This window comes from Neisseria sp. P0007.S010, from assembly GCF_051962875.1.
Taxonomy (GTDB): domain Bacteria; phylum Pseudomonadota; class Gammaproteobacteria; order Burkholderiales; family Neisseriaceae; genus Neisseria; species Neisseria subflava_A.
In genome coordinates, this window is sequence record NZ_JBQCUX010000006.1 from 42,050 (window position 1) to 68,535 (window position 26,486).

At 47.7% G+C, this 26,486-nt stretch carries 24 protein-coding genes; 12 read left to right on the forward strand and 12 right to left on the reverse strand.

Going from position 1 to position 26,486, the window contains the following annotated elements:
* Positions 1 to 136: 136 nt before the first annotated feature.
* Positions 137 to 355, reverse strand: a complete 219-nt coding sequence (locus tag ACTHR7_RS05810; protein WP_003686746.1) for a DUF2061 domain-containing protein — start codon at positions 353 to 355, stop codon at positions 137 to 139.
* Between the two features lie 128 nt (positions 356 to 483).
* On the opposite strand from ACTHR7_RS05810, the gene ACTHR7_RS05815 reads away from it, so the two are divergent.
* Complete coding sequence (locus ACTHR7_RS05815; protein WP_107868150.1) at positions 484 to 1,434, forward strand: D-2-hydroxyacid dehydrogenase; 951 nt, start codon at positions 484 to 486, stop codon at positions 1,432 to 1,434.
* Between the two features lie 195 nt (positions 1,435 to 1,629).
* On the opposite strand, the gene gnd is transcribed toward ACTHR7_RS05815, so the two are convergent.
* Entirely contained in the window at positions 1,630 to 3,078 is a 1,449-nt protein-coding gene (gnd, locus tag ACTHR7_RS05820) for a decarboxylating NADP(+)-dependent phosphogluconate dehydrogenase (protein ID WP_440370506.1), read from the reverse strand.
* Between the two features lie 481 nt (positions 3,079 to 3,559).
* On the opposite strand from gnd, the gene ggt reads away from it, so the two are divergent.
* A complete protein-coding gene (gene ggt, locus ACTHR7_RS05825) occupies positions 3,560 to 5,329 on the forward strand; it encodes a gamma-glutamyltransferase (protein ID WP_107868149.1) in 1,770 nt (589 codons plus the stop codon).
* 236 nt (positions 5,330 to 5,565) lie between these two features.
* On the opposite strand, the gene lpxC is transcribed toward ggt, so the two are convergent.
* Complete coding sequence (gene lpxC, locus ACTHR7_RS05830) at positions 5,566 to 6,480, reverse strand: UDP-3-O-acyl-N-acetylglucosamine deacetylase (RefSeq protein ID WP_440370507.1); 915 nt, start codon at positions 6,478 to 6,480, stop codon at positions 5,566 to 5,568.
* Between the two features lie 651 nt (positions 6,481 to 7,131).
* Between lpxC and gap the strand changes: the two genes are divergently transcribed.
* On the forward strand, positions 7,132 to 8,136 hold the full coding sequence (gap, locus tag ACTHR7_RS05835) for a type I glyceraldehyde-3-phosphate dehydrogenase (RefSeq protein WP_049335677.1): 1,005 nt from the start codon (positions 7,132 to 7,134) through the stop codon (positions 8,134 to 8,136).
* Positions 8,137 to 8,231: 95 nt separating this feature from the next.
* Here the strand turns inward: gap and tsaA are convergent, their stop codons facing one another.
* Positions 8,232 to 8,906 carry a tRNA (N6-threonylcarbamoyladenosine(37)-N6)-methyltransferase TrmO gene (gene tsaA / locus ACTHR7_RS05840; RefSeq protein WP_107868148.1) on the reverse strand — a complete coding sequence of 225 codons (675 nt, stop codon included), beginning with the start codon at positions 8,904 to 8,906 and terminating at the stop codon, positions 8,232 to 8,234.
* 169 nt (positions 8,907 to 9,075) lie between these two features.
* On the opposite strand from tsaA, the gene ACTHR7_RS05845 reads away from it, so the two are divergent.
* From ACTHR7_RS05845 to ACTHR7_RS05865, 5 genes are all read left to right on the forward strand, one after another.
* The gene (locus ACTHR7_RS05845; protein ID WP_107868147.1) at positions 9,076 to 9,708 is read left to right on the forward strand and encodes a nicotinamidase; all 633 of its coding nucleotides are present in this window, start codon (positions 9,076 to 9,078) and stop codon (positions 9,706 to 9,708) included.
* Positions 9,709 to 9,748: 40 nt separating this feature from the next.
* Positions 9,749 to 10,717 carry a lipopolysaccharide heptosyltransferase I gene (waaC, locus tag ACTHR7_RS05850; protein ID WP_107868146.1) on the forward strand — a complete coding sequence of 323 codons (969 nt, stop codon included), beginning with the start codon at positions 9,749 to 9,751 and terminating at the stop codon, positions 10,715 to 10,717.
* A gap of 184 nt (positions 10,718 to 10,901) precedes the next feature.
* The gene (locus ACTHR7_RS05855; protein ID WP_107868145.1) at positions 10,902 to 11,651 is read left to right on the forward strand and encodes an electron transfer flavoprotein subunit beta/FixA family protein; all 750 of its coding nucleotides are present in this window, start codon (positions 10,902 to 10,904) and stop codon (positions 11,649 to 11,651) included.
* A gap of 10 nt (positions 11,652 to 11,661) precedes the next feature.
* Positions 11,662 to 12,594 carry an electron transfer flavoprotein subunit alpha/FixB family protein gene (locus tag ACTHR7_RS05860; RefSeq protein ID WP_107868144.1) on the forward strand — a complete coding sequence of 311 codons (933 nt, stop codon included), beginning with the start codon at positions 11,662 to 11,664 and terminating at the stop codon, positions 12,592 to 12,594.
* 61 nt (positions 12,595 to 12,655) lie between these two features.
* Entirely contained in the window at positions 12,656 to 13,267 is a 612-nt protein-coding gene (locus tag ACTHR7_RS05865; RefSeq protein ID WP_049333071.1) for an IMPACT family protein, read from the forward strand.
* A 54-nt stretch (positions 13,268 to 13,321) separates the two neighbouring features.
* Here ACTHR7_RS05865 and ACTHR7_RS05870 read toward each other — a convergent pair whose 3' ends face one another.
* Positions 13,322 to 13,633, reverse strand: a complete 312-nt coding sequence (locus tag ACTHR7_RS05870; RefSeq protein WP_107868143.1) for a DUF4298 domain-containing protein — start codon at positions 13,631 to 13,633, stop codon at positions 13,322 to 13,324.
* Between the two features lie 140 nt (positions 13,634 to 13,773).
* On the opposite strand from ACTHR7_RS05870, the gene purD reads away from it, so the two are divergent.
* Both purD and ACTHR7_RS05880 read left to right on the forward strand, forming a co-directional pair.
* The gene (purD, locus tag ACTHR7_RS05875) at positions 13,774 to 15,045 is read left to right on the forward strand and encodes a phosphoribosylamine--glycine ligase (RefSeq protein ID WP_107868142.1); all 1,272 of its coding nucleotides are present in this window, start codon (positions 13,774 to 13,776) and stop codon (positions 15,043 to 15,045) included.
* Positions 15,046 to 15,116: 71 nt separating this feature from the next.
* Entirely contained in the window at positions 15,117 to 15,686 is a 570-nt protein-coding gene (locus tag ACTHR7_RS05880) for an L-threonylcarbamoyladenylate synthase (protein ID WP_036473516.1), read from the forward strand.
* Between the two features lie 385 nt (positions 15,687 to 16,071).
* Here the strand turns inward: ACTHR7_RS05880 and ACTHR7_RS05885 are convergent, their stop codons facing one another.
* A complete protein-coding gene (locus ACTHR7_RS05885) occupies positions 16,072 to 16,512 on the reverse strand; it encodes a surface-adhesin E family protein (protein WP_107868141.1) in 441 nt (146 codons plus the stop codon).
* A gap of 210 nt (positions 16,513 to 16,722) precedes the next feature.
* On the opposite strand from ACTHR7_RS05885, the gene purB reads away from it, so the two are divergent.
* Positions 16,723 to 18,093 (forward strand): adenylosuccinate lyase, encoded by a 1,371-nt coding sequence (purB, locus tag ACTHR7_RS05890; RefSeq protein WP_107868140.1) that lies wholly within the window; start codon positions 16,723 to 16,725, stop codon positions 18,091 to 18,093.
* 130 nt (positions 18,094 to 18,223) lie between these two features.
* Here the strand turns inward: purB and msrAB are convergent, their stop codons facing one another.
* Complete coding sequence (gene msrAB, locus ACTHR7_RS05895) at positions 18,224 to 19,792, reverse strand: bifunctional peptide-methionine (S)-S-oxide reductase MsrA/peptide-methionine (R)-S-oxide reductase MsrB (RefSeq protein WP_107868139.1); 1,569 nt, start codon at positions 19,790 to 19,792, stop codon at positions 18,224 to 18,226.
* 145 nt (positions 19,793 to 19,937) lie between these two features.
* On the opposite strand from msrAB, the gene ftsY reads away from it, so the two are divergent.
* Positions 19,938 to 21,470, forward strand: coding sequence for a signal recognition particle-docking protein FtsY (ftsY, locus tag ACTHR7_RS05900; protein WP_440370508.1), 1,533 nt, complete (start codon positions 19,938 to 19,940; stop codon positions 21,468 to 21,470).
* A gap of 158 nt (positions 21,471 to 21,628) precedes the next feature.
* On the opposite strand, the gene ACTHR7_RS05905 is transcribed toward ftsY, so the two are convergent.
* From ACTHR7_RS05905 to ACTHR7_RS05925, 5 genes are all read right to left on the reverse strand, one after another.
* Positions 21,629 to 22,525, reverse strand: a complete 897-nt coding sequence (locus ACTHR7_RS05905) for a polyprenyl synthetase family protein (RefSeq protein ID WP_107868138.1) — start codon at positions 22,523 to 22,525, stop codon at positions 21,629 to 21,631.
* Positions 22,509 to 22,736: an exodeoxyribonuclease VII small subunit gene (locus tag ACTHR7_RS05910; RefSeq protein WP_003681131.1), complete on the reverse strand. Its 228-nt coding sequence runs from the start codon at positions 22,734 to 22,736 to the stop codon at positions 22,509 to 22,511. Before ACTHR7_RS05910 ends, ACTHR7_RS05905 begins: the two co-directional genes overlap by 17 nt.
* 135 nt (positions 22,737 to 22,871) lie before the next feature.
* Positions 22,872 to 24,728, reverse strand: coding sequence for a ribonuclease catalytic domain-containing protein (locus ACTHR7_RS05915; RefSeq protein ID WP_440370509.1), 1,857 nt, complete (start codon positions 24,726 to 24,728; stop codon positions 22,872 to 22,874).
* 108 nt (positions 24,729 to 24,836) lie between these two features.
* Positions 24,837 to 25,757 (reverse strand): patatin-like phospholipase family protein, encoded by a 921-nt coding sequence (locus tag ACTHR7_RS05920; protein WP_070712400.1) that lies wholly within the window; start codon positions 25,755 to 25,757, stop codon positions 24,837 to 24,839.
* Between the two features lie 99 nt (positions 25,758 to 25,856).
* A complete protein-coding gene (locus tag ACTHR7_RS05925) occupies positions 25,857 to 26,474 on the reverse strand; it encodes a tellurite resistance TerB family protein (RefSeq protein WP_049349212.1) in 618 nt (205 codons plus the stop codon).
* Between the last annotated feature and the right edge of the window lie 12 nt (positions 26,475 to 26,486).

Here is a 26,486-nt window from a genome sequence, read left to right on the forward strand (position 1 = left end):
TAGCGTATTTTAGCATTTTTACCTTCATGAAGCCTTCGTAAAGTCTTACTCTATTTTAGGGTTTGGCATTTTGATGGCGATGGACGAACCGCAAAGACATAATCGGTTTTAATCAAGCAAAGGGCCGTCTGAAACTTTAGCCGCACTGATGCAGAGGCACCCACAATTTTTGCTTGTCGGATTTGTTTTTCTCGTAGCGGTTCCACGCTTTTTCGTGAAAATAAAAGACGACGGTATTGACGATGGGTTCGACCAAAGCCACCGCGCTGGAAACGCCGATACTGCCGGTCAGAATATAGGCGACACTAAATGCGACGCTGAAATGCAAAATAGCAAATGTAATGGTTTTAATCATGCTGTTTTCCTGATACATTGATGTTTTAATCGCTACATAATAATTATTATCAACTAACGCGTAAATTTTAAATCCTTTATCCTAATTTAGATTTTATGAATCGATATTTTATTTCTGATAGGAATTTTATGACCCCGCTCCATATTGTCGTCCTCGACCGCGATACCCTCGTCAACCGCCCGTTTGATTTTGATTTTCCACATACATTGAGCAGCTACTGTACAACCGAAGCACACGAAACGCTGGAGCGCATCCGCGGCGCGGACATTGTGATTACCAACAAAGTCGTGATTTCCGCCCAAGCATTTGCCGAAAATCCACAACTCAAGCTGATTGCCGTTACCGCGACAGGCGTCAACAATGTGGACGTTGAGGCTGCCAAACAAAACGGCACGGCAGTGTGCAATATCCGCGCTTACGGCAATGAATCCGTGGCGGAACACGCGTTTATGATGATGATTACCCTGATGCGCAACCTGCCTGCCTACCAGCGCGATGTTGCGGCAGGCTTATGGGAAAACTCGCCGTTTTTCTGCCACCTCGGCGCACCGATGCGCGATTTAAACGGCAAAACGCTGGCGATTTTCGGGCGCGGCAATATCGGTAAAACGCTGGCAACTTATGCTCAGGCTTTCAAAATGAATGTCGTGTTCGCCGAACATAAAAATGCCCAAAGCGTCCGCGATGGTTATGTTTCCTTTGACGAAGCCATCCGCTCCGCCGATGTCGTATCGCTTAATTGCCCGCTCACGCCACAAACGGCCAATATGATAGGCGAAGCCGAATTGCAGCAAATGAAACCCGGTGCCATCCTCATCAACTGTGGGCGAGGCGGCTTGGTCGATGAAGCCGCTTTGGTTGCGGCGTTGAAATACGGCCAAATCGGCGGAGCAGGTTTTGACGTATTGACACAAGAGCCGCCGCGCGACGACAACCCTCTGCTGAAAGCCCGACTGCCCAACCTTATCGTCACACCACACATTGCATGGGCAAGCCAAGAGGCCGCCAACCGCCTGTTTGACATCCTTTTGGACAACATCAACCGCTTCGTGGCCGGCAATCCGCAAAATCTGGTTTAATCTATGGAAAACCTGTTGATAAGGTTGTGAACAATTTTAAAGACCGTCTGAAATATTCAGACGGCCTTTATTAATCTTTATTTATTTCATAAAGTTATCTATCAAATACTATAAATCGTTTCATTCTTCATTGTGGATAACCCTATAAAAAGGCCGTCTGAAATACTCAGACGGCCTTTTATTTGCCCAGGCAAATTAAATATCGTATGTGGTTGAAGCGGTATCGCCGCCCTTGCCTGTCCAGTTGGTATGGAAGAATTCGCCGCGCGGTTTGTCGGTACGCTCGTAAGTATGCGCGCCGAAGTAGTCGCGTTGCGCTTGCAGCAGGTTGGCCGGCAGACGCTCGGAAGTGTAACCGTCAAGGAAGGTAATGGCGGAAGCCATACAAGGCATCGGAATACCGCACTCGATCGCTTTGGCCACCACTTTACGCCATGCCGGCAGACAGGTTTCCAATACGCCTTTGAAATAAGGATCGGAACCCAAGAAGACCAAATCAGGATTGGCTTCGTATGCGTCGCGGATGTTGCCCAAGAACGCGCTGCGGATGATACAACCTTCGCGCCACAAGAGGGCGGTATTGCCGTAATTCAATGCCCAATCGTTGTTTTCGCTGGCTTCGCGGATCAGCATAAAGCCTTGTGCGTAGGAAATGATTTTGGATGCCAACAGGGCTTGGCGCAACGCATCCACCCATGCGGCTTTGTCGCCTTCAATCGGGGTAATGGTTTTGCCAAACAGGCTGTTTGCTTGGGCGCGTTGGTCTTTAAACGCAGACACGCAACGTGCAAATACGGCTTCGGAAATCAGGGTCAACGGGATACCCAAATCGAGGGCATTGATACCGGTCCATTTGCCTGTACCTTTTTGACCTGCGGTATCAAGGATTTTTTCGACCAAAGGTTCGCCGTTTTCATCTCTGTAACCCAAAATCGCAGCGGTAATTTCGACCAGATAAGAATCCAGTTCGGTTTTGTTCCACTCGTTGAAGATTTGGTGCATTTCATCATAAGACAGGCCTAAACCGTCTTTCATGAATTGGTACGCTTCGCAAATCAACTGCATGTCGCCGTATTCGATGCCGTTATGCACCATTTTGACGAAGTGGCCCGCACCGTCGCGGCCGACCCAGTCGCAGCAAGGCTCGCCTTGAGGCGTTTTGGCGGAGATGGCTTGGAAAATCGGTTTGACGGCAGGCCATGCGACTTCGTCGCCGCCGGGCATGATAGAAGGGCCGTGACGCGCGCCTTCTTCGCCACCGGATACGCCGGCACCGACAAAGCGAATGCCTTTTGCGGCCAGCTCGTGTGTACGGCGGGTGGAATCAGGATAATTGGCATTGCCGCCGTCAATAATAATGTCGCCTTCGTCCAAAAGCGGAACGAGTTGCTCGATAAAATCGTCAACAACAGAACCAGCGCGAACCATCATCATGATTTTGCGTGGTTTTTCTAATTTATCAACCAGATCTTGCAGTGAATATGCGCCGATAATATTGGTATTTTTGGCTGCGCCGTTTAAAAAATCATCTACTTTGCTGGTCGTACGGTTGAATGCGACAACTTTAAAACCATTGTCGTTCATGTTGAGAATCAGGTTTTGCCCCATCACGGCAAGGCCGATAACGCCAATGTCGCCTTTCATTTGGTGAAACTCCATTATTGATTAAATTTATCAAGCGTAACTCTAGCTGATTTACAACTTTTTAACAATCCTTAACTTTTTAATTTTTTGAAAAGATGCCTTTACGTTTCAGACGGCCTTTGCCTTTGGGAAAACAAACTATAAATTAGATTTTAAATAATAAATAGAAGATGATATTGAGTGCTGCCACAGATTGTTGATAACTTTGATTACAAAATTTTTTCAAATACTTAGCTGATATTTTTTGATGAGGATAAAGTATGGTCGGCCTTGTTTGCAGATGTGGATAAAAATTTCCTGCTGCTTCATTCTGTGGGTAACTTTTTGCCTGTGCACAATCTTAGCCTGTTTTATACTTCTCCAATCGGAACTGATTGACTATAGAAATAGTCAAATGGTTTTTTATTTCAAGCTGTTTTCATATTTCCTTTTATTTAAGCTGGGAAAAGGCCGTCTGAAAATATTTCAATAAGGTGTGCATATGAAGTTTTCCTTTAGTATTAACCTGTTATCCGTTTTGATTTTGGCTGCTTGTGCGCAACAGCCGATTCAAAAATCTCAAGTTTCCCTGCCTTCTGTATTTGTGGATAACCATGCGCCGGAGCAAGGAACAGGGCTGACGGAGCAGAAGTTAATCCGCGCCAAGCATTATATGGCGGCGTCTGCCAATCCGCTGGCAACTGAAGCCGGTTATGAAATTTTGAAGCGCGGCGGCAGTGCGATAGATGCGATGATTGCCATGCAGACAACTTTGGGACTGGTTGAGCCTCAGTCTTCCGGATTGGGCGGTGGTGCGTTTTTAGTGTATTGGGACAATAAGGCGAAAAAGCTGACGACGTTTGATGCCCGTGAAACAGCGCCAAAAGCGGCAACACCGGAACTTTTCTTGGACGAAAACGGTAAACCGATGGGCTTTATGAAAGCGGTGGTCGGCGGCCGTTCGGTTGGTGTGCCGGGGATTCCGAAACTGCTGGAAGATGTCCATAAGCGTTACGGCAAATTGCCGTGGACAAGTTTGTTTGAAAAACCGATTACTTTGGCGGAACAAGGTGTTGCCGTTTCTCCGCGTATGGCGAAATCCATCGAGCAAAATTTGGAACCCTTGCAACGTTATCCGCAAACTGCCGCGTATTTCCTGCCTGACGGCAAGCCTTTGGCTTCGGGAACGGTATTGAAAAATCCTGAATTTGCGCGTTCTGTGCGCCTGTTGGCGGAAAAAGGCAGTGCGCCGTTTTATCAGGGAATGCTGGCGCAGAATATTGTCCGTGCCGTTACCGGTGCTGTGGATAATCCTGGCAAAATCAGCATGGCGGATTTGAAAAACTATCAAGTTATCGAGCGTAAGCCGGTTTGTGCGCCGTATCGTGAATATGAAGTTTGCGGCATGGGCGCGCCAAGTTCCGGCGCAATCGCTTTGGGGCAGATTTTGGGCGTCTTGCAGAATCAGGATATGAAGGCGTTGGGTGCGGAAAATATCCACAGTTGGCGCTGGATAGGTGATGCGTCGCGGATTGCTTTTGCCGACCGTGATTATTATGTCGGCGATCCTGCGTTTGTGAATGTTCCGACCCGTGCCATGATTTCTCAGACTTATTTGAAACCGCGTGCCGAAGAAATCCGCAAGGCTGACAAGGCATTGGAAACTATTCAGGCAGGCAAGTTTGGCAAGGCATACGTGCAGGGCATGGCAATAGAGCTGCCGTCCACCAGCCACTTGGTGGTTGTGGATAAAGACGGCAACGTTGTATCGATGACGACTTCAATTGAAAACGCATTCGGTTCGGGTCTGATGGCAAACGGTTATCTGCTCAACAATGAATTAACTGATTTTGCCTTCAATCCCGTCGGTGCGGACGGTAAAACGGTGGCCAACAGCGTGGCAGGCGGCAAACGTCCGCGTTCTTCGATGGCGCCGACCATTGTGATGAAAGACGGCAAGCCTTATATGGCGGTTGGTTCGCCGGGCGGCAGCCGTATTATCGGTTTCGTTGCTAAAACGTTGGTGGCGCATATCGACTGGGGTATGGACATTCAGACGGCAATTTCACTGCCGAATATGCTCAATCGCGGCAGCCAGTATGAAATCGAGGATAAAACCGCTGCGGCGGATAAAGCGACTGCATTGGAAAAACTGGGCTACAAAGTCCAAATCCGCGATTTGAATTCCGGCGTGCAAGGCATTGTGATCGGCAAAGACAGTTTGCTCGGCGGCGCCGACCCGCGCCGTGAAGGCAAGGTCATGGGCGATTGATATTGTCGGTTTGACATGCAAAGGCCGTCTGAAACCTAGTTGTTCAGACGGCCTTTTAGTTTAGGAAAAAATATGGATAAGATGTGTATAAGAATAACGCTAAATTTTAATGTTTTTATTTTTCAATAAGATAAAAAGGATGAATATGTGGATAATTACTTGTGGAAAATGACATGATTTAGGCCGTCTGAAAGGTTCAGACGGCCTTTTCATTGGACTGCTTTATCTATTTTCTATCAGGCTGCCGGCAACTCGTGAAAAGCGGTGGGCAAATCTTCGTCATCGGCAAACTCAACCCATTCGTAAGCGGTTTCATCTGCCAAAACGGCACGCAACAGCGCATTATTGATGGCATGTCCTGATTTGTAACCTTCAAATGCACCGATAATCGGATGGCCGACAATGTACAAATCGCCAATCGCATCAAGGATTTTGTGGCGGACAAATTCATCGGGATAGCGCAAACCTTCCGGATTCAAAACATCCATATCGTCAATCACGATAGCATTGTTCAAATTGCCGCCCAGTCCGAGATTGTAGGCGCGCATCATTTCCACTTCGTGCATAAAGCCGAAGGTACGGGCGCGGGCAATCTCATCGATATAGGATTTTCCTGCAAAATCAATCTCGAAAGTAGGTGCACTGCGGTTGAATACGGGATGGTCAAATTCGATGGTTAAAGTAACTTTAAAGCCGTCATAAGGCGTAAAGCGCACCCATTTTCCGGTTTCTTTGATTTCAACGGGTTTGAGGATTTTTAAAAAACGTTTTTGGGCTTTTTGATCCACCACGCCTGCATCTTGTAAAAGGTAAATAAACGGCAGGCTGGAGCCGTCCATAATCGGAATTTCAGGCGCGTTTAATTCAATCAAGGCATTGTCGATGCCGTAGGCAGACAGTGCCGACATAATATGTTCAATCGTACCGATACGCACGCCTTTATCGGTAACGATGGTTGAAGAGAGGCGGGTATCGTTAATCAAATAAGGATTCAATTTGATTATTTCACCCATTTCTCCACTTAAATCAGTACGGCGAAACGAAATACCGCTGTTTTCTTCGGCAGGATGCAAAGTCAGAGCGACCCTTTCGCCCGAATGCAGGCCAACGCCGGTAACGCTTACTGATTTGGCTAAAGTCCGTTGCAGCATAATTGCTTCCTTTTAAAAAGTCTGATGGGCAAATGATACGTTAAAAAGGAAAAAACAAGCCATCATTTTTAATAGTATTTGCCAATATGGATGTTTTGCGAGAGAAACTTCTAGATTTAAATTATCCACAATAATATGTGAAATTGAAGTGGGTAATTTGAATTTTATCCACAGATTAATAGGGAAACTAAGATTCTATCCTTTTTTATTCCCGCATTCAGTTGGGGTTGGCCTCAAAGATAAAAAGGAATTATCAAATTGGTTTTAAAGAAAGTTATCCCGTTATCCACAGATAGTTTGGTTCTTCATCAAAATCATCATTTTAAGAATTAAAATATTATGATTTGAAGAAAACACTGAATGATCAACACAAAAATGGCAAAATAAGGAGGAAATAGAACTAAGTTTATGATTTCCATAAACTTATGAAACTTTTAAGATTGGAAAATGGTTTTTATGAAATAAAATATCAAAATTCAGGACTGATTCGATTTACCTGATATTTTTCTACAAACAAGAATTTCATATTTTCTTTATTTAAATCAAACAACTTAAAAGTAATTATCTTTAATCCTAGAAAGTAATTTTATTTCAGGATACAATGGCCTTACTGAAAAATTTTTCCCATTCCATCTAATTAGGAGTAGCAAAATGAGTATTAAAGTAGCGATTAATGGTTTTGGCCGTATCGGTCGTCTGGCATTACGTCAAATTGAAAAAGCCCAAGGTATCGAAGTCGTTGCTGTTAACGATTTGACTCCTGCCGATATGCTGCTGCACCTCTTTAAATACGACAGTACTCAAGGCCGTTTTGAAGGCTCTGCTGAATTGAAAGATGATGCGATTGTTGTGAACGGCAAAGAAATCAAGGTATTTGCCAATCCTAATCCTGAAGAATTGCCTTGGGGCGAGCTGGGTGTGGACGTTGTTCTCGAATGTACCGGTTTCTTTACCAATAAAACCAAAGCTGAAGCCCATATCCGTGCCGGTGCGCGCAAAGTTGTAATTTCTGCACCTGGCGGCAATGATGTGAAAACCGTTGTATATGGCGTAAACCAAGATATTTTGGACGGCAGCGAAACTGTTATTTCAGCCGCTTCTTGTACGACTAACTGTCTGGCCCCTATGGCTGCGGTATTGCAAAAAGAATTCGGTATTGTTGAAGGCCTGATGACCACCATCCACGCTTATACTGGCGACCAAAACACCCTTGACGCGCCACACCGTAAAGGCGACTTCCGCCGCGCCCGTGCCGCTGCATTGAATATCGTACCGAACAGCACCGGTGCCGCGAAAGCCATCGGCTTGGTTATCCCTGAGTTGAACGGCAAACTTGATGGCTCTGCTCAACGTGTTCCTGTTGCTACCGGCTCTTTGACCGAACTGGTTTCTGTTCTCGAACGCCCTGTTACCAAAGAAGAAATCAATGCAGCCATGAAAGCTGCCGCCAACGATGCTTTAGGCTACACTGAAGATCAAATCGTTTCTTCCGACGTTATCGGTATTGAATACGGCTCGCTTTTCGATGCGACTCAAACCCGCGTGATGACAGTTGGCGACAAACAATTGGTAAAAACCGTTGCTTGGTACGACAATGAGATGTCTTACACTTGCCAATTGGTTCGCACCTTGGAATTTTTTGCCAGCAAAATCTAAAGGATAACAGGCTGAATCAAACAGTCTGTGGATAATTAAAAGGCCGTCCGGAATATTCAGACGGCCTTTTGTGTGTAGATAAATTCAATTTGCAATCAGATTGTGGATAGTTTAATTACTGTGGCACATTTGTTTTCTATCCTAAACTGCACTTCATAATCCGCAATATTCATCACATAAACCCGTTCGGGAATATCTTGATAGGCAGGGCGAGGATCTTGGGCAATGCTTTGCTCAATGAGATGTTTTTTTTCTGTGGATAAATGTTCCGCAAGCGTACTTTCTGCCCAGACTACACTCAATTCTTCAGGTTTGCCGCTGACAAAGCCTGATGATGCATCAGGTTTGGATTCGACAAACGGGATGTAGGGTTTGATATCCACTACCGGAGTACCGTCCAACAGGTCTGCACCGCTGCAATAGATGCGGACAGGTTTGCCTGTTTCGATGCGTTCGAGTTTCAGTAGGGATAAACCGAGATGATTGGGGCGGTGTGGGCTGCGCGTGGCAAATACGCCCATTTTTTGTTTGCCTCCGAGTCGTGGCGGACGCACCATTTGCGCCCAACCTTCATCCAATACGCCGTGGAAAATAAAACTTATCCACACGTAGTCGAAATCTTCCAAGCCCCGAACGCTGTCTGCGGTAAATTCAGGAGTGAGTTCAATGCAAATTTCTGCCGCAGGAACCAAACCGGGTTGACGGGCAATGCCGAATTTTTGTTTGTAGGGGGAATGAACGGTTGCAATAGGCGTAATCAAATAGGACATAATTTGTGGATAAATATTCTGTGCAAACTGTCATCATATCACAGATGTTTTCCCACATTTTGCGGTAGTAATTTGTTATAATACAAAGCATTTATTCCAAATGTCCGTATATTGGTAATAAATGCTCAATTTAAATAATATAAAATAAAATCAATAGGTTAAATTAATCATGATTGTTTCTATCGATGTAGATGCACAAAAAACGTTTACGCCTTTGTGCCCGAAAGAATTGCCTGTTGCCGAAGGTCATCTGATTGTGGATGAACTCAATGCCCAAGCTGCATTGGCGGATTTACGCGTGATGACGAAAGATGCGCATCATACCGCGGCAAAATGGCTTGTGGATAATCCTATTGATATGTTGAAATCGACGGGTTTACCCGATGCGGATTTGACTTGGGTGTCGCATGCGATGGTTGGAACATATGGCTATGAGTTGTTGGATGGCCTGCCTTCAGCCAAGGAATACGATTATTGCGTTTGGAAAGGCGTTGATCCTGAGTTACATCCTTACGGCGCATGTTTTCACGATATTGAAGAAAAGCTCAGTACAGGTTTGATCGAATGGTTGCGCTGTCAAAATGCAGATACAGTCATTGTCGGCGGTTTGGCAACGGATTATTGTGTGAAAACGACGGTTTTACAATTGCTTAAAGGCGGGGCTTGGAAAGTCATCGTCAATCAGGCGGCTTGCCGTGGCATTGCTCCGGAAACCATCGAAACGGCATGGCAGGAAATGCGTTCTGCTGGTGCAATTATCTTAAAAAACGCTGAAAAAATTAAAAAATATATTAATAATTAATAAGTTAAAATTGTTTCACGTGAAACACCCTTCCCAAAATATGAAGATTTTACTTGTCCGCTTGTCCAGTATGGGCGATTTAATTCATACGTTGCCCGCAGTTGAAGATTTGGCTCGACAATGTCCTGATGTGGAGCTCCATTGGCTGTGTGAGGCAGGGTTTGCAGATATCGCCCACTTACATCCTTTTGTCAAAAAGGTTCATGTAATGAAATGGCGGCAGTGGCGTAAATACCTTTTTCAGGCTGAAACATGGCGTGAAATAGGCCGTCTGAAAACGGATTTACAGGCTGAATCTTTTGATTTTGTTTTAGATAGCCAAGGACTGATTAAAAGCGCATATTTTGCCAAAATGGCGAAATCCCCTATTTACGGCTTGGATAAACACAGCGCGCGTGAAAGTTTGGCTGCCCTTGCATACAGTAAAGCGTTTGCCGTGCCGAAAGGCAAAAATGCGGTTTGGCGAAACCGTGAATTATTCGCCCAAGTATTTGGTTATACAATGCCTGAAACGCAGGTATTTGGTTTGTCGGTTCCTGAATCAGGCCGTCTGAAAAATTTGCAATCCCCTTATTACGTTTCTTTGCATGCAACCAGTCGCGACAGTAAATTATGGCCGGTAGAACACTGGCGTGCATTATTGAAAAAGTTGAATGAAGAACAACAATGCAATGTATATTTGCCGTGGGGAAATGAAACCGAAAAAATGCGTGCCGAACAGATTGCAAGCGATTTACCGTTTGCTTCGGTTTGCGACAAAATGAATTTATTACAGGCTGCATTTTTATTGAAAAACGCAGAGGGTATTATTGGCGTAGATACCGGACTACTGCATCTTGCCAATGCGTTGGAAAAGCCTGTTGTAGGAATTTATACAGATACAGATCCGGTCAAGACCGGCGTTCAAGTTTCGGCTTATGCAAAAAATTTAGGCGGTATTGCTCAAATTCCCAATGTTGACGAGGTTTATCAAACCTTGATGGATTGTGTTGCAGCATATGGTAAATAATTGCAGGGGAGTTGGATTTATTTTCTGAGTAAATGCTTTAGAAATGATATAATTCCGCTCTATTTACCAAGATTTATACAAATTTGGTTTTATCATGTTGGTGAAAACCGAATTGGATTTTATATAAAGAATGTATCAAAAGCAGTATGCTAGATTTGATGGACATTCTTTTTAGGAGAATTGAATGAAAGCACTGGTCGCAGTAAAGCGCGTAGTGGACTATAACGTCAAAGTTCGTGTGAAAGCCGATGGTTCCGATGTGGATATCAGTAATGTCAAAATGTCGATGAACCCGTTTGATGAAATCGCGGTAGAAGAAGCTGTCCGTTTGAAAGAAGCCGGAAAAGTAAGCGAGATTGTTGCTGTTTCTCTTGGTGAGAAAAAATGCGAAGAGATATTGCGTACTGCTTTGGCGATGGGTGCCGACCGTGCGGTTCATGTTGAGACTGATGCGAAGTTGGAGCCTTTGGCCGTTGCGAAATTGCTGAAAGCTGTTGCGGATAAAGAAAATCCGCAAATTTTACTGCTGGGCAAACAGGCAATTGACGATGACGCCAACCAAGTTGCCCAAATGCTGGCTGCCTTGTTGAATGCGGCTCAAGGTACTTTTGCATCAAAAGTGCAAATTGAAGGCGAAGAAGCATTGGTAACCCGTGAAATTGACGGCGGCGAAGAGACTGTTGCGTTGAAGCTGCCTGCGGTCATCAGTGCAGATTTGCGTTTGAACGAACCACGCTTTGTCAAACTTCCTAATATCATGGCGGCAAAGAAAAAACCTTTGGAAAAATTGAGTCCTGCCGATTTGGCTGTGGATATTTCTCCGCGTTTGAATACCGTGAAATTTGCCGAACCTAAAGCACGTCAAGCTGGTGTGAAAGTGGCTGATGTTGCCGAGTTGGTTGAAAAGCTGAAAAACGAAGCCAAAGTGATCTAAGGAGTATGAAATGAGCGTATTGATTATTGCAGAACATAATAACCAACATTTGAATCCTGCTACTTTGCATGCGGTAACGGCTGCCGCCAAATTGGGTAATGTAGATTTATTGGTTGCCGGCAGTAATTCTGCTGCAGTGGTTGAAGAGGCGAAACAGGTTGCAGGCGTAGCGAAAGTTTTGGTAGCCGATGCGCCCTATTACGTTGAAGGTTTGGCAGAAGAATTAGCGCCTTTGGTTGTTAAACTGGCTGCGGATTACCGCTATGTGGCTGCGACTGCAACTGCGTTTGGTAAAAATCTGTTGCCCCGAGTAGCAGCCCTGTTGGATGTGCCACAAGTTTCGGATTTAACCGAAGTTGTGGATAACTCGACATTTGTCCGTCCGATTTATGCCGGTAATGCATTTGAAACTGTTCAATCCAGTTCTGAAAAATTGGTGCTGACTTTCCGTGCGACAGCATTCGATGCTGCCGGACAAGGCGGTAATGCAGAAGTGGTCACTGTTGAGGCAACGCCTGCTCAGAACCTGAGCCGTTTCGTAAGCCGTCAACTTTCCCAGTCTGACCGCCCTGAATTGACTCAGGCAAAAGTGATTGTTTCCGGTGGCCGTGCGTTGGGCAGCGCTGAAAAATTCAATGAAGTATTGACTCCGTTGGCTGATGTTTTGGGTGCGGCGATTGGTGCATCCCGTGCAGCAGTGGATGCCGAGTATGCGCCAAACGATGCCCAAGTCGGACAAACTGGTAAAGTGGTTGCGCCGCAACTGTACTTTGCTATCGGTATTTCCGGTGCTATCCAACACGTTGCCGGTATGCAGGACAGTAAAGTAATTGTTGCCATCAACAAAGATGCTGACGCTCCGATTTTCAATGTGGCAGATTACGGCTTGGTTGGTGATTTGTTTGAAGTTGTGCCTCAATTGACTGAAGCACTGAAAAACTAATGTTTCACGTGAAACGTTCAGACGGCCTTTGTTATATAAGGCCGTCTGAAAATATTTTGGCATGATTACGACCTATAAAACCATTACCACACCGACACAGGCTGAATTTAAAGATAAAGGCAGCCGCTTCATCGCATACGCCTATCCGATCCGCACTTTGGCCGATGTGAAGAAGTATCTCGACCCATTAAAGGAAGAGCATCACAAGGCGCGACATTGGTGCTACGCCTATCGATTGGGTGTGGATGGAATGCAGTTTCGTGCAAACGATGATGGAGAACCGTCTGGAAGCGCAGGCCGCCCTATTCTGGGACAGATTGATTCTGTCGGCGTAACGGATGTGTTGGTTGTGGTTGTACGTTATTTTGGCGGTACGCTATTAGGTGTTCCCGGTCTGATTCATGCTTATAAGGAATCGACAGCTCAGGCATTGGCGATAGCTGAAGTTGTTGAAAAGAATGTCGAAAAGACAGTTTGGTTGAAGTGTGAATATCCTGTTTTGAATGAGGCTATACGGATTGCCAAACAATATCAGGCTGATATTGTGGAACAGGATTTGCAGCTGGATTGTAAGTTGACTGTAAAAATAGCATTGGCCGATTATGAAGCTTGTATTGCTGCTTGGAAAAATACGCGCCAAATTGAAGTAGATACTGAAAAGCCGTTTGAATAAAAGGTCGTCTGAACATATTTGAGAAATCAAAAGTTTCAGACGGCCTTTGATGTTTTAGCCTTGGTATCTGTCTAGAGCATTTACGCTTGAGCGCAGGTGTTCCCAAGCCAGTTGATGAAATTCCCCCAGTGCGTTCCATAGGGCATCTTCGCTCATAATGCTGTATTCGCCCTGTGTACGCAAATCAACATCTGCACCTTCTTCAATGGCTTGATAGCATGCTTGGTATTCGTTGGTATAGAAGTCATCTATATCTTGCATGAGGCTTGCAGCATGTTTCCAGCGAGCGATATCTGCTTCCAGTTGCGGCAGTAATTCGCACCATTCGCGGTATTTGCTTTGAATTTCGTCAATACGTTTTTGCATGATTTGTCCTTTCGTTGTTTGAAATTAGAGTATGGTTGTCTTGGTGCAATATTATTCTTAATTTGAAACAGCTATGCAAGATGGAACAATATTCCATCGATTGAATTTTATTTACAACATCTATTCTTCAAGGAGATGGTATGAAATTGCTCGTTATTGGTAATGGTGGACGTGAACACGCACTGGCTTGGAAATTGGCGCAGTCGTCTAAAGTAGAAACTGTCTTTGTTGCACCTGGTAATGCCGGAACGGCAATTGAGCCTAAACTGCAGAATATAGCGTTGACGGCGCATCAAGATTTGATTGATTTTTGCCGTAATGAAAATATTGCCTTTACCGTAGTCGGTCCTGAAGCTCCTTTGGCTGCCGGTGTGGTGAATGATTTCCGTGCTGCCGGATTGAAGATTTTTGGCCCGACTCAATACGCGGCCCAACTGGAGAGTTCAAAAGATTTTGCTAAAGCATTTATGGCAAAATATAAGATTCCGACTGCGCAATACCAAACCTTTGAAAATGCCGATGCAGCACATGATTACGTCAACCAAAAAGGTGCGCCGATTGTAATTAAAGCGGATGGTTTGGCTGCCGGTAAGGGCGTGATTGTCGCCATGACTTTGGATGAAGCTCATGCTGCTATCGACGATATGTTGTTGGGCAACAAAATGGGTAATGCAGGCGCGCGAGTCGTAATTGAAGATTTCCTGCAAGGCGAGGAAGCGAGCTTTATCGTTATGGTGGACGGCAATCATGTTTTGCCGATGGCAACCAGTCAAGACCATAAACGCCTGTTGGATGACGACAAAGGCCCTAATACCGGCGGTATGGGTGCATACAGCCCTGCTCCAGTGGTAACGCCTGATGTTTACGAGCGCGCTATGAATGAAATTATTTTGCCGACTGTGGCCGGTATGAAAGCAGAAGGTCATGAATTTACCGGTTTTTTATACGCGGGCTTGATGATTGATAAAACTGGTGCGCCTTATACCATCGAATTTAACTGCCGTTTCGGCGACCCTGAAACCCAGCCGATTATGAGCCGTTTGGATAGCGATTTGGTGGATTTGGTTGAGGCGGCAATCGACGGTAAACTGGATAGTGTTACTGCCGAATGGAATCCGCAGACTGCGGTAGGCGTAGTGTTGGCCGCACAAAACTATCCTGATTCTCCGAAAAAAGGCGATGTGATCTTTGGCTTGGATAAGGCCAATCAAATCGGTAAAGTTTTCCATGCCGGTACTGCAACGAATGAAAAAGGCGAAGTGGTAACCAACGGCGGCCGTGTGTTGTGTGTAGTCGGTTTGGGCGATGATGTTGCCCAAGCTAAAAGCAAGGCTTATGAGGCATTGGAAACAATCCGTTTTGACGGTATGCAATACCGTAAAGACATTGCCGATAAAGCCATCAACCGTTAATAATGAATAGAAACAGGCCGTCTGAACACAGATTGTCCGACAATCGTAGTTTCAGACGGCCTTGGTATATGATGATGTTCCCCAGAATTTTATCGGCTGCAGCCCAACGCAGGCTGCAGGCGCATCTTAAAAAAGGCGGTTTGATTGCCTATCCTACCGAGTCTTGTTATGGCTTGGGCTGTGTCCCTACTTTGTCCAAAGCGCTCAATCAACTGATTCATCTGAAAAAACGACCGCAACACAAAGGCATGATTGTCATTGGCCATAGCTTGGAACAGTTGCAACCTTTGCTGCAAAGGCCGTCTGAAAATATCCAAACCATGCTTCATGAAGCATGGCCGGCTCCGAAAACTTTCTTATTGCCGGCTAGCAAAAAAGTATTGCCTTCATTGCGGGGAAAAGGACGCAGTAAATTGGCTGTCAGGGTTCCTGCGCACGCAGGTGCAAGACGTTTGTGTCAGGTTTTGGAAACACCTTTAGTCTCTACTTCATGCAATCGTGCAGGCAAACGGGCATGTAAAACGGAAAGGGAAGTCAGAAGACAGTTTGGCAGGAAAGTCTGGGTTGTAGGCGGATTGATAGGTAAGCAGAAAACGCCTAGCCAGATTATTGACGGAGAAACAGGAGCAAGGCTGCGTTAAAGAAGGGCTGTATCGTCAAAGGAAAGGTATTTATTTTGAGAAGCAAATTTTTTCCAAAAGATTGGAATACCTGTGTGAAAAGCATTGAGTGCAGATCCAGTTTGATGCATAGCAGTCTGTAAATACAGATCGATTGAGCAGATAGTAAGTCAGTAAATAGAGTAGAAAGCAGTATTTTGTGAAATACTCTTACAAAGAATGAAGCAAATTTTGAGCGTAGATGAATCGCTGTAATAAATTATTTTTGAATAAACAAAATTTGTGGATAAATTTGAAGATAAATTTCCATCAAAACATAAAAAGGCCGTCTGAAACTTGATATTCAAAGCATTCAGACGGCCTTTTAAATATTTAAACTGTGGATAACTTTGTGAATAAGTGTGGATTAAAGCTTATGTCCACACACAGTTTCGTATTGTTTTTCAGTAATCGTGCCGCTCATGACGCTCATTGGGCGGATGCTGGTCGGCGTATAGCTTTGGTTGGAAATTACCCGGCCGTGTTCGTCCATCAGTTGCAGCGCTGCCAGACGATAGGTTTTGTTTGAGCAATGAATTTCCCAGTTGCCGATGGCCGTTTTATAGGCCGGCATATTGACGAAACGCTCTTCTTTCAGTTTGGAAACGGTTTTTTTATCGCGGAAAGTAACCAGTGCGCCATTTCTTTTAATGCTGCTTCTATCAATGGCCACTTTGATATTGCCTTCAGAGATGGTGCCGATATTGGTCCAGCTGCCGCCACCGCTCGATGTGGTGGTTGTTTCACAGGCACTCAACATCAAAGCAGCAAATACGGTTGCAGCTAGCGAAAAACGTTTGATATTCATAAAACCTCATTATTTACAGAAAGTCAGCCGATATTATCCGTGAAGATGGCATATATCGTAAATCGATTTTGCAAAGTTGAACCTCTGAAAAGAATTTTATGAAAAATACGCTGAAAAGGCCGTCTGAAACCTGTCTTTCAGACGGCCTTGAAGTGTAAAATCATGTATAATTGCAAACAATTTGGTTTTTACCCCATAGGAAGATCCGACATGATTAACCCTATCGCTGCACTTTCCCCATTAGATGGTCGCTACGCCAAATCCGTTGAAGCATTGCGTCCGATTTTCTCCGAATACGGCCTGATGCGTGCGCGTGTCAAAGTCGAATTAAACTGGCTCAAAGCCCTTGCCGCCGAGCCTAAGATTGTAGAAGTTCCTGCTTTCAGCGATTTTACGCTTGCCGAAATCGACAAAGTGATCGAAAACTTCTCGCTTGAAGATGCCGCTGCCGTCAAAGCCATTGAGGCGACCACCAATCACGACGTCAAAGCCATCGAATATTGGCTTAAAGAACGCTTCTCCGGCGTGCCTGAAGTGGCTGCTGCCAGCGAGTTCATCCACTTTGCCTGCACCAGCGAAGACATCAACAACCTGTCCCACGCTTTAATGCTGCAAGAAGCGCGTGAGGCTGTTTTGCTGCCGAAACTGGCCGAAATCATCGAAAAACTGACCGGCATGGCGCATGAGTTGGCTGCCGTCCCTATGATGAGCCGCACGCATGGCCAGCCTGCTACACCAAGCACACTGGGTAAAGAAATTGCCAATGTCGTGTACCGCCTGCAACGTCAGTTTAAAAACCTGCAAGCGCAAGAGTTCCTCGGCAAAATCAATGGCGCAGTCGGCAACTACAATGCCCATATGGTCGCTTATCCCGATGTAGATTGGGAAACCCATTGCCGCAACTTCGTTGAAATCAGCCTCGGCCTGACCTTCAACCCCTACACCATTCAAATCGAGCCGCACGACTATATGGCAGAATTCTTCCAAGCCATCAGCCGTGTCAACACGATTCTGATCGACTTTAACCGCGATGTTTGGGGCTATATTTCTTTGGGTTACTTCAAACAAAAAGTCAAAGCAGGCGAAGTCGGTTCTTCCACCATGCCGCACAAAGTCAATCCGATCGACTTTGAAAATTCCGAAGGCAACCTCGGTATGGCCAATGCCGTATTGGGCTTTTTGTCTGAAAAACTGCCGATTTCCCGTTGGCAGCGCGACCTGACTGACAGCACCGTATTGCGCAATATGGGCGTAGGCGTGGGCTATACCGTATTGGGTTTTGCCGCCCATCTGCGCGGTCTGAACAAGCTTGAACCGAATCCTGCCGTCCTTGCTGCCGATTTGGACGCTACTTGGGAGCTGCTGGCCGAGCCGATTCAAACCGTAATGCGTCGTTACGGCGTGGCCAATCCTTACGAGAAGCTGAAAGACCTGACACGCGGTAAAGACGGCATTACGCCTGAAGTGTTGAAACTCTTTATCGAGTCGTTGGAAATTCCGGCAGAAGCCAAAGCCAAATTGCTTGAGCTGACCCCTGCGTTGTATGTGGGTAAGGCCGAAGAGTTGGCAAAACGAATTTAAAAGGTTTTTGTAGGGTGCACTTTCTTAGTTATTGAGATTTTTTGATAGATAAGAAACCAACCCTCTACATCCGACAAATTAAAAAGGCCGTCTGAAATATTTTTCAGACGGCCTTTTTCGATTCAATCCGTTATTTCACTTTGTCTTTCAATGCACCGTAGCCGGCTGCGTCCATTTCTTCCAAAGGAATGAATTTCAAACTTGCGCCGTTGATGCAATAGCGCAGACCGCCTTTGTCTTTCGGACCGTCGGCGAAGACGTGTCCCAAGTGTGAGTCGGCGGCGTGGCTGCGGACTTCGGTGCGGCGCATGTTGTAGCTGAAATCGTCGTGTTCGGTAACGGCGGAGGCATTAATCGGGTGGGTGAAGCTTGGCCAGCCGCAGCCGGAATCGAATTTGTCGGCGGAGCTGAACAGGGGTTCGCCGCTGACGATGTCCACATAAATGCCGGGTTTGAACAAGTGGTCGTATTCGTGGCTGAAGGCGTATTCGGTCGCGCTGTTTTGGGTAACTTGGTATTGCTCTTCGGTCAGGAGGCGTTTGAGTTCGGCAGCGCTGGGTTTTTTATATGTTGCCGCGTCGAAGCCTTTGCCTTGCGGGGTGGCTTTGGTTTTGTCCGGCAGCGGTTCGTCGGCTTTGCGGATGTCAATGTGGCAGTAGCCGTTGGGGTTTTTAATCAGGTAGTCTTGATGGTATTCCTCGGCGTCGTAGAAGTTCTGCAGCGGTTCGTTTTCGACGACGAGGGGTTGTTGGTATTTTTGCTGCTCGCGTTTGAGCGCGGCGGCGATAACGGCTTTTTCGGTAGGGTCGGTGTAGTACACGCCGCTGCGGTATTGCGTGCCGATGTCGTTGCCTTGTTTGTTGAGGCTGGTCGGGTCAACGACGCGGAAATAGTATTGCAGGATATCGTCTAGGCTGAGTTTGTCGGCATCGTAGGTAACTTTGACGGTTTCGGCATGACCCGTATCGCGGTAGGACACGTCTTCGTAGCTTGGGTTTTCTGTTTTGCCGTTGGCGTAGCCGGATACTGCGTCAACCACGCCGTCTATGCGTTGGAAATAGGCTTCCAAGCCCCAGAAGCAGCCGCCGGCGAGGTAGATAGTGCGCGTATTCATGATTGCTGAATCCTTTTTCTGTGTGTCAGGTTTGTAAAATGTGTTTTTCAGACGGCCTAAATCGGCATCGGGATCGCGGATTAAAGCCAATGCCTGCGCTTCGTTGATGCTGCCTTTGACGATGCGCTGCACGTCGCCGTCTTTGCCGATTAATGCCCAAGAAGGGTAAACGCCGATATTCAGGCTTTGGGCGATGGTGCCGCCGTTGTCGGTAACGACGGGCAGCTTAGGATAGTTCAAACCGGCATACCATTTTTGAAAATCGCCGTCTTTTTTCTCGTGTAGAAAACCGGGCGAGGCAACGGTAATCAGGTTGGCAGAACCGAATTTTGCATCTTGCGCCCATTTTTCGGTTTGTCCCAATTCGGACAAACACAAAGGACACCAACTTGCCCAAAATTTAATCAGGGTGGGTTTGTCTTTTTTCAGGAAAACACTGGCAGGGCGGTTGTCAGGGGTTTTCAACGAGGACAATGCCTGCGGTACGGTTGCGGCTTCGGTATCCATCATTTTGGATGAGCAGGCGCCAAGTGCAAGCAGGCAGCCGAACTTGGTGCAAAGTGAAAATAATGTGCGGGGATTCATCTCTATGTTTCCTGTATGGATGGTTTGTCTTATTAGACGTTGGAAATGCCAAAACCTGACAACCTTGATTTTCAGACGACCTTGCCATGTAAAATACGCTACAATACTCCCTATTTCAAGTTTCTAAAATTAAAAGGAAAATTTAATGTTCAGCTTCTTCCGTCGCAAGAAAAAACAGGAAACTCCAGCTCCTGAGGAGGCTCAAGTTCAGGAAACCGCAGCAAAAGCAGAATCTGAAGTTGCTCAAGTAGTTGAAAATATTAAAGAAGATGCCGAATCTTTAGCAGAAAGCGTCAAAGGGCAGGTCGAATCAGTTGTCGAATCGGCTGTTGAAACTGTCAGCGAAACCGTCGGGCAGGTTTGGGAAGCTTTGACCGAAACGCCGTCTGAAACAGTGGAAAAAGTAGAAGAACACCTTAAAGCGGCAAAAGAAGCGGCTGTTAAAACCGTCAGCGAGGCTGTTGAACAGGTTCAAGAAACCGTTGCCGAGATGCCGTCTGAAGCGGCTGAGGTTGCTGAGAAAGCAGCAGAACAGGCTGAGGGGGTAAAAGAAGCAGCTGTTGAAACAGTCAGCGAGGCTGTTGAACAGGTTCAAGAAACTGTTTCCGAGATGCCGTCTGAAGTGGCTGAAGCTGCTGAGAAAGCAGCAGAACAGGCCGAAGCGGTAAAAGAAGAAGCTGTTGAGGCAGTTAGCGAAGCTGTCGAGCAAGTTCAAGAAGCCGTTGTGGAAATACCGGTTGAAGCCCCTGCTCCGGCAGAAGAACATAAGCTCAGTTGGGCCGCGCGTTTGAAACAAGGCTTGACCAAATCACGCGACAAAATGGCAAAATCGTTGGCCGGCGTGTTCGGCGGCGGACAAATCGACGAGGATTTGTACGAAGAGCTGGAAACCGTGCTGATTACCAGCGATATGGGCATGGAAGCCACCGAATACTTGATGAAAGACGTGCGCGACCGTGTCAGCCTCAAAGGCCTCAAAGACGGCAACGAATTGCGCAGTGCGCTGAAAGATGCGCTGTACGACTTGATTAAGCCTCTGGAGAAACCTTTGGTCTTGCCGGAAACCAGGGAGCCTTTCGTGATTATGCTTGCCGGTATCAACGGCGCGGGTAAAACCACATCTATCGGTAAATTGGCCAAATATTTCCAAGCGCAGGGCAAATCTGTATTGCTGGCGGCAGGCGATACTTTCCGTGCCGCCGCGCGTGAGCAGCTTCAAGCTTGGGGCGAGCGCAACAATGTAACCGTGATTTCGCAAACCACAGGCGATTCCGCAGCCGTTTGCTTCGATGCTGTCCAAGCCGCCAAAGCGCGTGGGATCGATATTGTGCTGGCTGATACAGCCGGACGCCTGCCGACGCAGCTTCATTTGATGGAAGAAATCAAAAAAGTGAAGCGCGTGTTGCAAAAAGCCATGCCTGATGCGCCACATGAAATCATCGTCGTGCTTGATGCCAACATCGGTCAAAATGCCGTCAACCAAGTGAAAGCCTTTGACGAAGCGCTGGGTCTGACCGGCCTTATCGTCACTAAGCTAGACGGTACGGCCAAAGGCGGTATCCTTGCCGCCCTTGCCTCCGACCGCCCTGTTCCTGTCCGCTACATCGGCGTAGGCGAAGGTATCGATGATTTGCGTCCGTTTAATGCCAAAGCGTTCGTGGATGCCCTATTGGATTAAACAGACAGGCTGAGGCTTTGTGAACGCTGTTTGCAGGGTGTTTCATGCACTTTGAAGGCTCTGTATTCGGTATGGGATACCTAAGCCAAACAGGCTGTTAAAAAGGCCGTCTGAAACCTAAAATCAGGTTTCAGACGGCCTTTATTTTATTTGCAGGTTTAGTTTTTCCGTGCGGTAACAAACTCGGCCAGTTGGCGCAGGCGCAGGGCTTTGTCGCCGAATGGCTCGATCAGGGCAACGGCTTCTGCAATCAGCGTTTCTGCGTAAGTACGCGCGGCCTGAAGGCCCATCAGTTTGACGTAGGTCGGTTTGTCGTTGTCCAAGTCTTTGCCGGCGGTTTTGCCCAAGGTGGCGGTATCGGCTTCGCAGTCCAATACATCGTCGATCACTTGGAAAGCCAGACCCAATTTGGCGGCGTAGCGGTCTAAGGTTTGGATTTGCGCCGGTGTTAAGTCCGGGCAGGAAAGTGCGCCTAAGGCCACGGCCGCGCGGATGAGTGCGCCGGTCTTGAGGCTGTGCATCTGTTCCAATTCGGCCTGATTCATGGCTTTACCGACATTGGCAAGGTCGATGGCTTGTCCGCCCGCCATGCCGAGGCTGCCTGATGCTTGGGCCAGCGTGGACAACATGGCAAGCTGGCGTTCGGCAGACAGGCCTGTCGGACGGCTCAATACATCAAAGGCTTGGGTTTGCAGCGCATCGCCGACCAAAAGGGCGGTTGCTTCATCGTATTGCACATGGCAGGTCGGTTTGCCGCGGCGCAGGCTGTCGTTGTCCATCGCCGGCATATCGTCGTGAACCAACGAATAGACGTGTACCATTTCGATGGCTGCCATCGCCTGCTCGACGGCATTTTGGTTTGCTTCGCCCAATTCGGACGCGGCAAGCACCAAGAGCGGGCGCAGCCGTTTGCCGCCACCGAGGGTAACGTAACGCATGGCTTCGTGCAGCGTGTGCGGCACTTGGCTTTCAGACGGCAAGAAATGCGCCAGCAGCAATTCGGTTTGCGCTTGGGCTTTTTGCTGCCATGTTTTGAGTTCATTCGCCGGGTTCAAGGTTCAACTCCTTCAATTCGCCGGCATCCAAGACTTGCAGTTTCTGCTCGACTTCCGCCAATTTGGTTTGGCAGTATCTGACCAATTCGTTGCCTTCCTGATAGGCGGCCAAAGCATCTTCCAGCGGCATTTCGCTGCTTTGCATGGCCTGGGTCAGGGTTTCGAGGCGGGATAAGGCTTCTTCAAAGGATTGGGGGGCGTTTTTTTTCATGGTTTGAAATGATGGGCAGAAAAAGGGAATTGTAGCATTTTTAGATGATTAAGGCCGTCTGAACAGGGATGAAAACGAAATCAAAGATTTCTGTTTCTTCGTTCAGACGGCCTTTTTTCAAACGGAATAATGTTATCAGCCCGGTAAAACGGCTTTTTGATAGTTGAGCGCGATAAACTGCTTCTCGGCATCCAACTCAGTGATTTTGAACAATGCCTGTGATTTGGGCAGCGCGTCAAACGGAATACCGGTCGCGCGCGTTACCAGCGGCAGGCCTTCGATGCGGACGAGGTCTTCTTTGAGGATGGTGGCCGTCAGCTCGCTCGTGCCTTGCTGTTGCAGATAGACGAGGCTCCAGTAGGCTTCCATTTGGCGTTGGAAGTCGGCGTAGGCTGTATAGGCGGCATCAAAGTCGCGCAGCGCGGCGAAAAGCTCGGCATCGCTGTTTTGATACAGCGGCTCGGCAGTGTCGTCAATCAGGCTGATCAGCTGCTTTTGGTTGATGTAGTCGGCGGCGCGGCGCAGCGGCGAGGTAAACCAGCCATAATGCTGCACGCCCATGCCGATGTGCGGCTCGGATTTGGTGCTCATGCGCACTTTGCCTGCCGGTTGGATGCGGAAAAGGCCGGGCAGCTCGTTTTCGTCCAGCATTTGCGCCCAAGTGCTGTTGGCAAGAATCATCATCTCGCTGACCAGCGTATCGATGGGCGAACCGCGTTCGCGGCGGACGACGGATACGTTGCCTTCCTCATCCAATTCGATGCTGTAATCGTATTGCGGCGCACGGTCGGGCTCGTATTTGCCGCGCGCTTTTTGCAGGGCGACGGCGAATTGATAGAACCAAATCAGGTCTTGATGATGGGCGAACATCATTTCACCGGCTTCGTCCAAGCCTGTTTCGGCATTGAAATGCGGCTCGATGGTTTGGATGCGCAGGTTTTCGGCGATGTTGACGGCTTCGATTTTGCAGGTCGGTTCGCCGACGTTGAACTCGCTGTCCACATCGAAATAAATGCTGACGGCAGGACGGTACGCGCCCGCATCAAGGCTGAACGCGGCAATCCAGTTTTCAGGCAGCATGGTGATTTTGCCGCCGGGGAAATAGACCGTGCTTAAGCGTTCCATGATGTTTTTTTCCATTTTGTCGCCTGGTTTAATGGCAAGCGACGGCGCGGCAATGTGGATACCGACGCGTTTCATGCCATTGCCCAAGTCGGTCAGGCTCAAGGCATCGTCCACTTCGGTGGTCGATTCGTCGTCAATGGAAAAGGCGGTAACGTCGGCCTTGGGCAGGTCGGGCATTTCGGGAAGGGAGAGGTCGGGGAAACCTGTTCCTTTGGGGAAATATTTGATTTCAAACCCGTCTTGCAGGTATTGGGGAATGGACGTAATGCCGCCTGTTTTTTTCGCCAGTTCGTAGGCGGAGGTTTTCAGCGCATCGGCGGCTTTGGTAAAGGCTTTGTAGGTCAGCGACTGCTTGTCGGGCGCGTGCAGGATGGTTTTCAGATCCGCTGCGATTTCAGACGGCATCTCGCCGCGTTTCAAGGCTTCCGCCCAAGCGTCGATTTGCGCGTCTTGTTGTTTTTTGCGTTCGATGGCGGCAAGCGCTTGTTTTAAGGTTTCTTCGGGCGCGGCTTTGAACACGCCTTTGGCTTTTTTGTAGAAATACATCGGCGCGGCGTAAAGCGCAATCAAAGTCGCCGCCAGCTCGGTTTTGGTCGGCGCATGGCCGTAATATTCTTCGGCGATGGCTTCGGCGGTAAATTCCTCTTCGCCGCATACTTCCCACAATAAATCGGTGTCGATATCCGCCGCCTGTGCCTGCGCGTTTTCCAAAAATGCCGCCATATCGCCGTCAAACTCGGCAAAGACATTGTTTGCCTTCACTTTGGTGCGTTTGCCGTGTTGGGTATCGACTTGGTAGGTGGCGTCGTTTTTTTGGACGATGGAGGCAACTTTGAATTGGCCGGACTCTTCGTAAAAGATATTCATTTTTTTCGGATTTTATGATTTGTAGGAAACGCGTGATTTTAGCAGATTTGCACAAGAAAGGCCGTCTGAAAAACATACTTTCAGACGGCCTGTTCAAACGGCGGATGATTAATACTGATATGCCGCCAGTTTGCGTTTGATTTCAGGCAGGGCTGCGCGTGCGGCCTGTTCACCCAGTTGGATGGCGCGTTGTTTTTGGTCGAAGCCGCCAACCGAACCCAGCTCCAAAACCTGCGGTTTGATGACCACATTGGCTTGTCCCAATTCTTGATGCAACGCAGTTTGACTCATCACGTTGAAGGTTTGGTCAAGATAGGAGAACATGCCTTGGCTGACATTTTTGGCCGGACGGGCGGAAATATCGACGGCAATGATGAAGTTTGCGCCCATTTTTTTCGCCGCGCTGACCGGTACGGGTTGCGACAGGCCGCCGTCTACATATTTGCGGTTGCCGATGACGACAGGCTGGAATACGTTTGGAATCGACGCAGAAGCGCGGACGGCCTGTCCGGCATTGCCTACGTTGAACACCACCGGTTTGCCGCTTTCAAAATCAGTCGCAACGGCGGCAAACTTGATGGGGAACTGCTGCATCGGGCGGTTGCCGACTTTGCGGTTGATGTAGTTTTGCAGTTTTTCGCCTTTGATGAAGCCGCTGGTGGACAAGGTCAAATCCACCAAATCGGTTTTACCCAAAATTTCCGCTTCCAATTCGAGGCGGTCGGGCGACATTCCCGAAGCGTACATACTGCCGACAATCGAGCCTGCGGATGTGCCGGTAACAATTTTGACCGGAATATTGTTTTCTTTCAAAACCTTAATAATCCCAATATGGGCAAAGCCTTTGGACGCGCCGCCGCCCAAAGCCAGCGCAACTGTGGCTTTCGGTTTGGGTGCAGGATGCGAAACCGTATTTTGACCCTGCGTAGAAGGTTTGGATTGCGGTGCGTTGCCGCTCGGACAGGCAGCCAATACCAAGACGGACGAAGCGGCTAAAAACGTTTTGAATGTGGAAAAAAGTTTATTCATGTTCAGACAACCTTTAATATGTCGAAAGGGTTATTTTACTCTGAAATTAAGTCGAAAGGCCGTCTGAAATCAAGTTTCAGACGGCCTTTTAAATCAAGCTTAAGCCAATTCGAGCTGTTTTTCCAAGCTTTCGACCAGTTGGTCGTCCAAATTCAAAGCTTGGGACAAACGGCTCAGGAACACAATTTCCTTGCGCGACAAGTCCGCGCAGACCAATCGGGCCGCTAGATAAGTTTCGGCTGCCAAAGCCTCGTCGCTGCCGACCGAAGCGGCAATTTGCTCGATAGAGGCCGGTTGCGCATATTCTGCTTGCAACCATGCCGCAGTTTCCGCATCACTGCCGCTTTCACGCTCAATCGCCGCGCGTTCCGCATCGTCAATCAGGCCGTCTGAAGCCGCCGCCGCAATCATCGTTTGCAAAATTACACGGCTGTGGTTTTCGCCAATCAGACCGGCAGGTTGGAATGCACTTTGCGGCAATTCGTCCTGCTGGCGGTTTTGTTTCCAGTTTTGATAGCCTTTATAAGCCAGAAAACCCAAAGCAGCGACCGAGCCGGCCTTGACCAGCTTCTTCGTATTTTTCTTTTTCAACAGCATCGATGCCAAAGCACCCGTCAGCGCACCACCGCCGAAAGAATTGAGCGGACTGTCCGCCACTGCTTTGCCGCCTTTTTGAGCCGCACCCAAAACCTGATTGAGCAACTGACTGAAATCCATAAAAAAATCTCC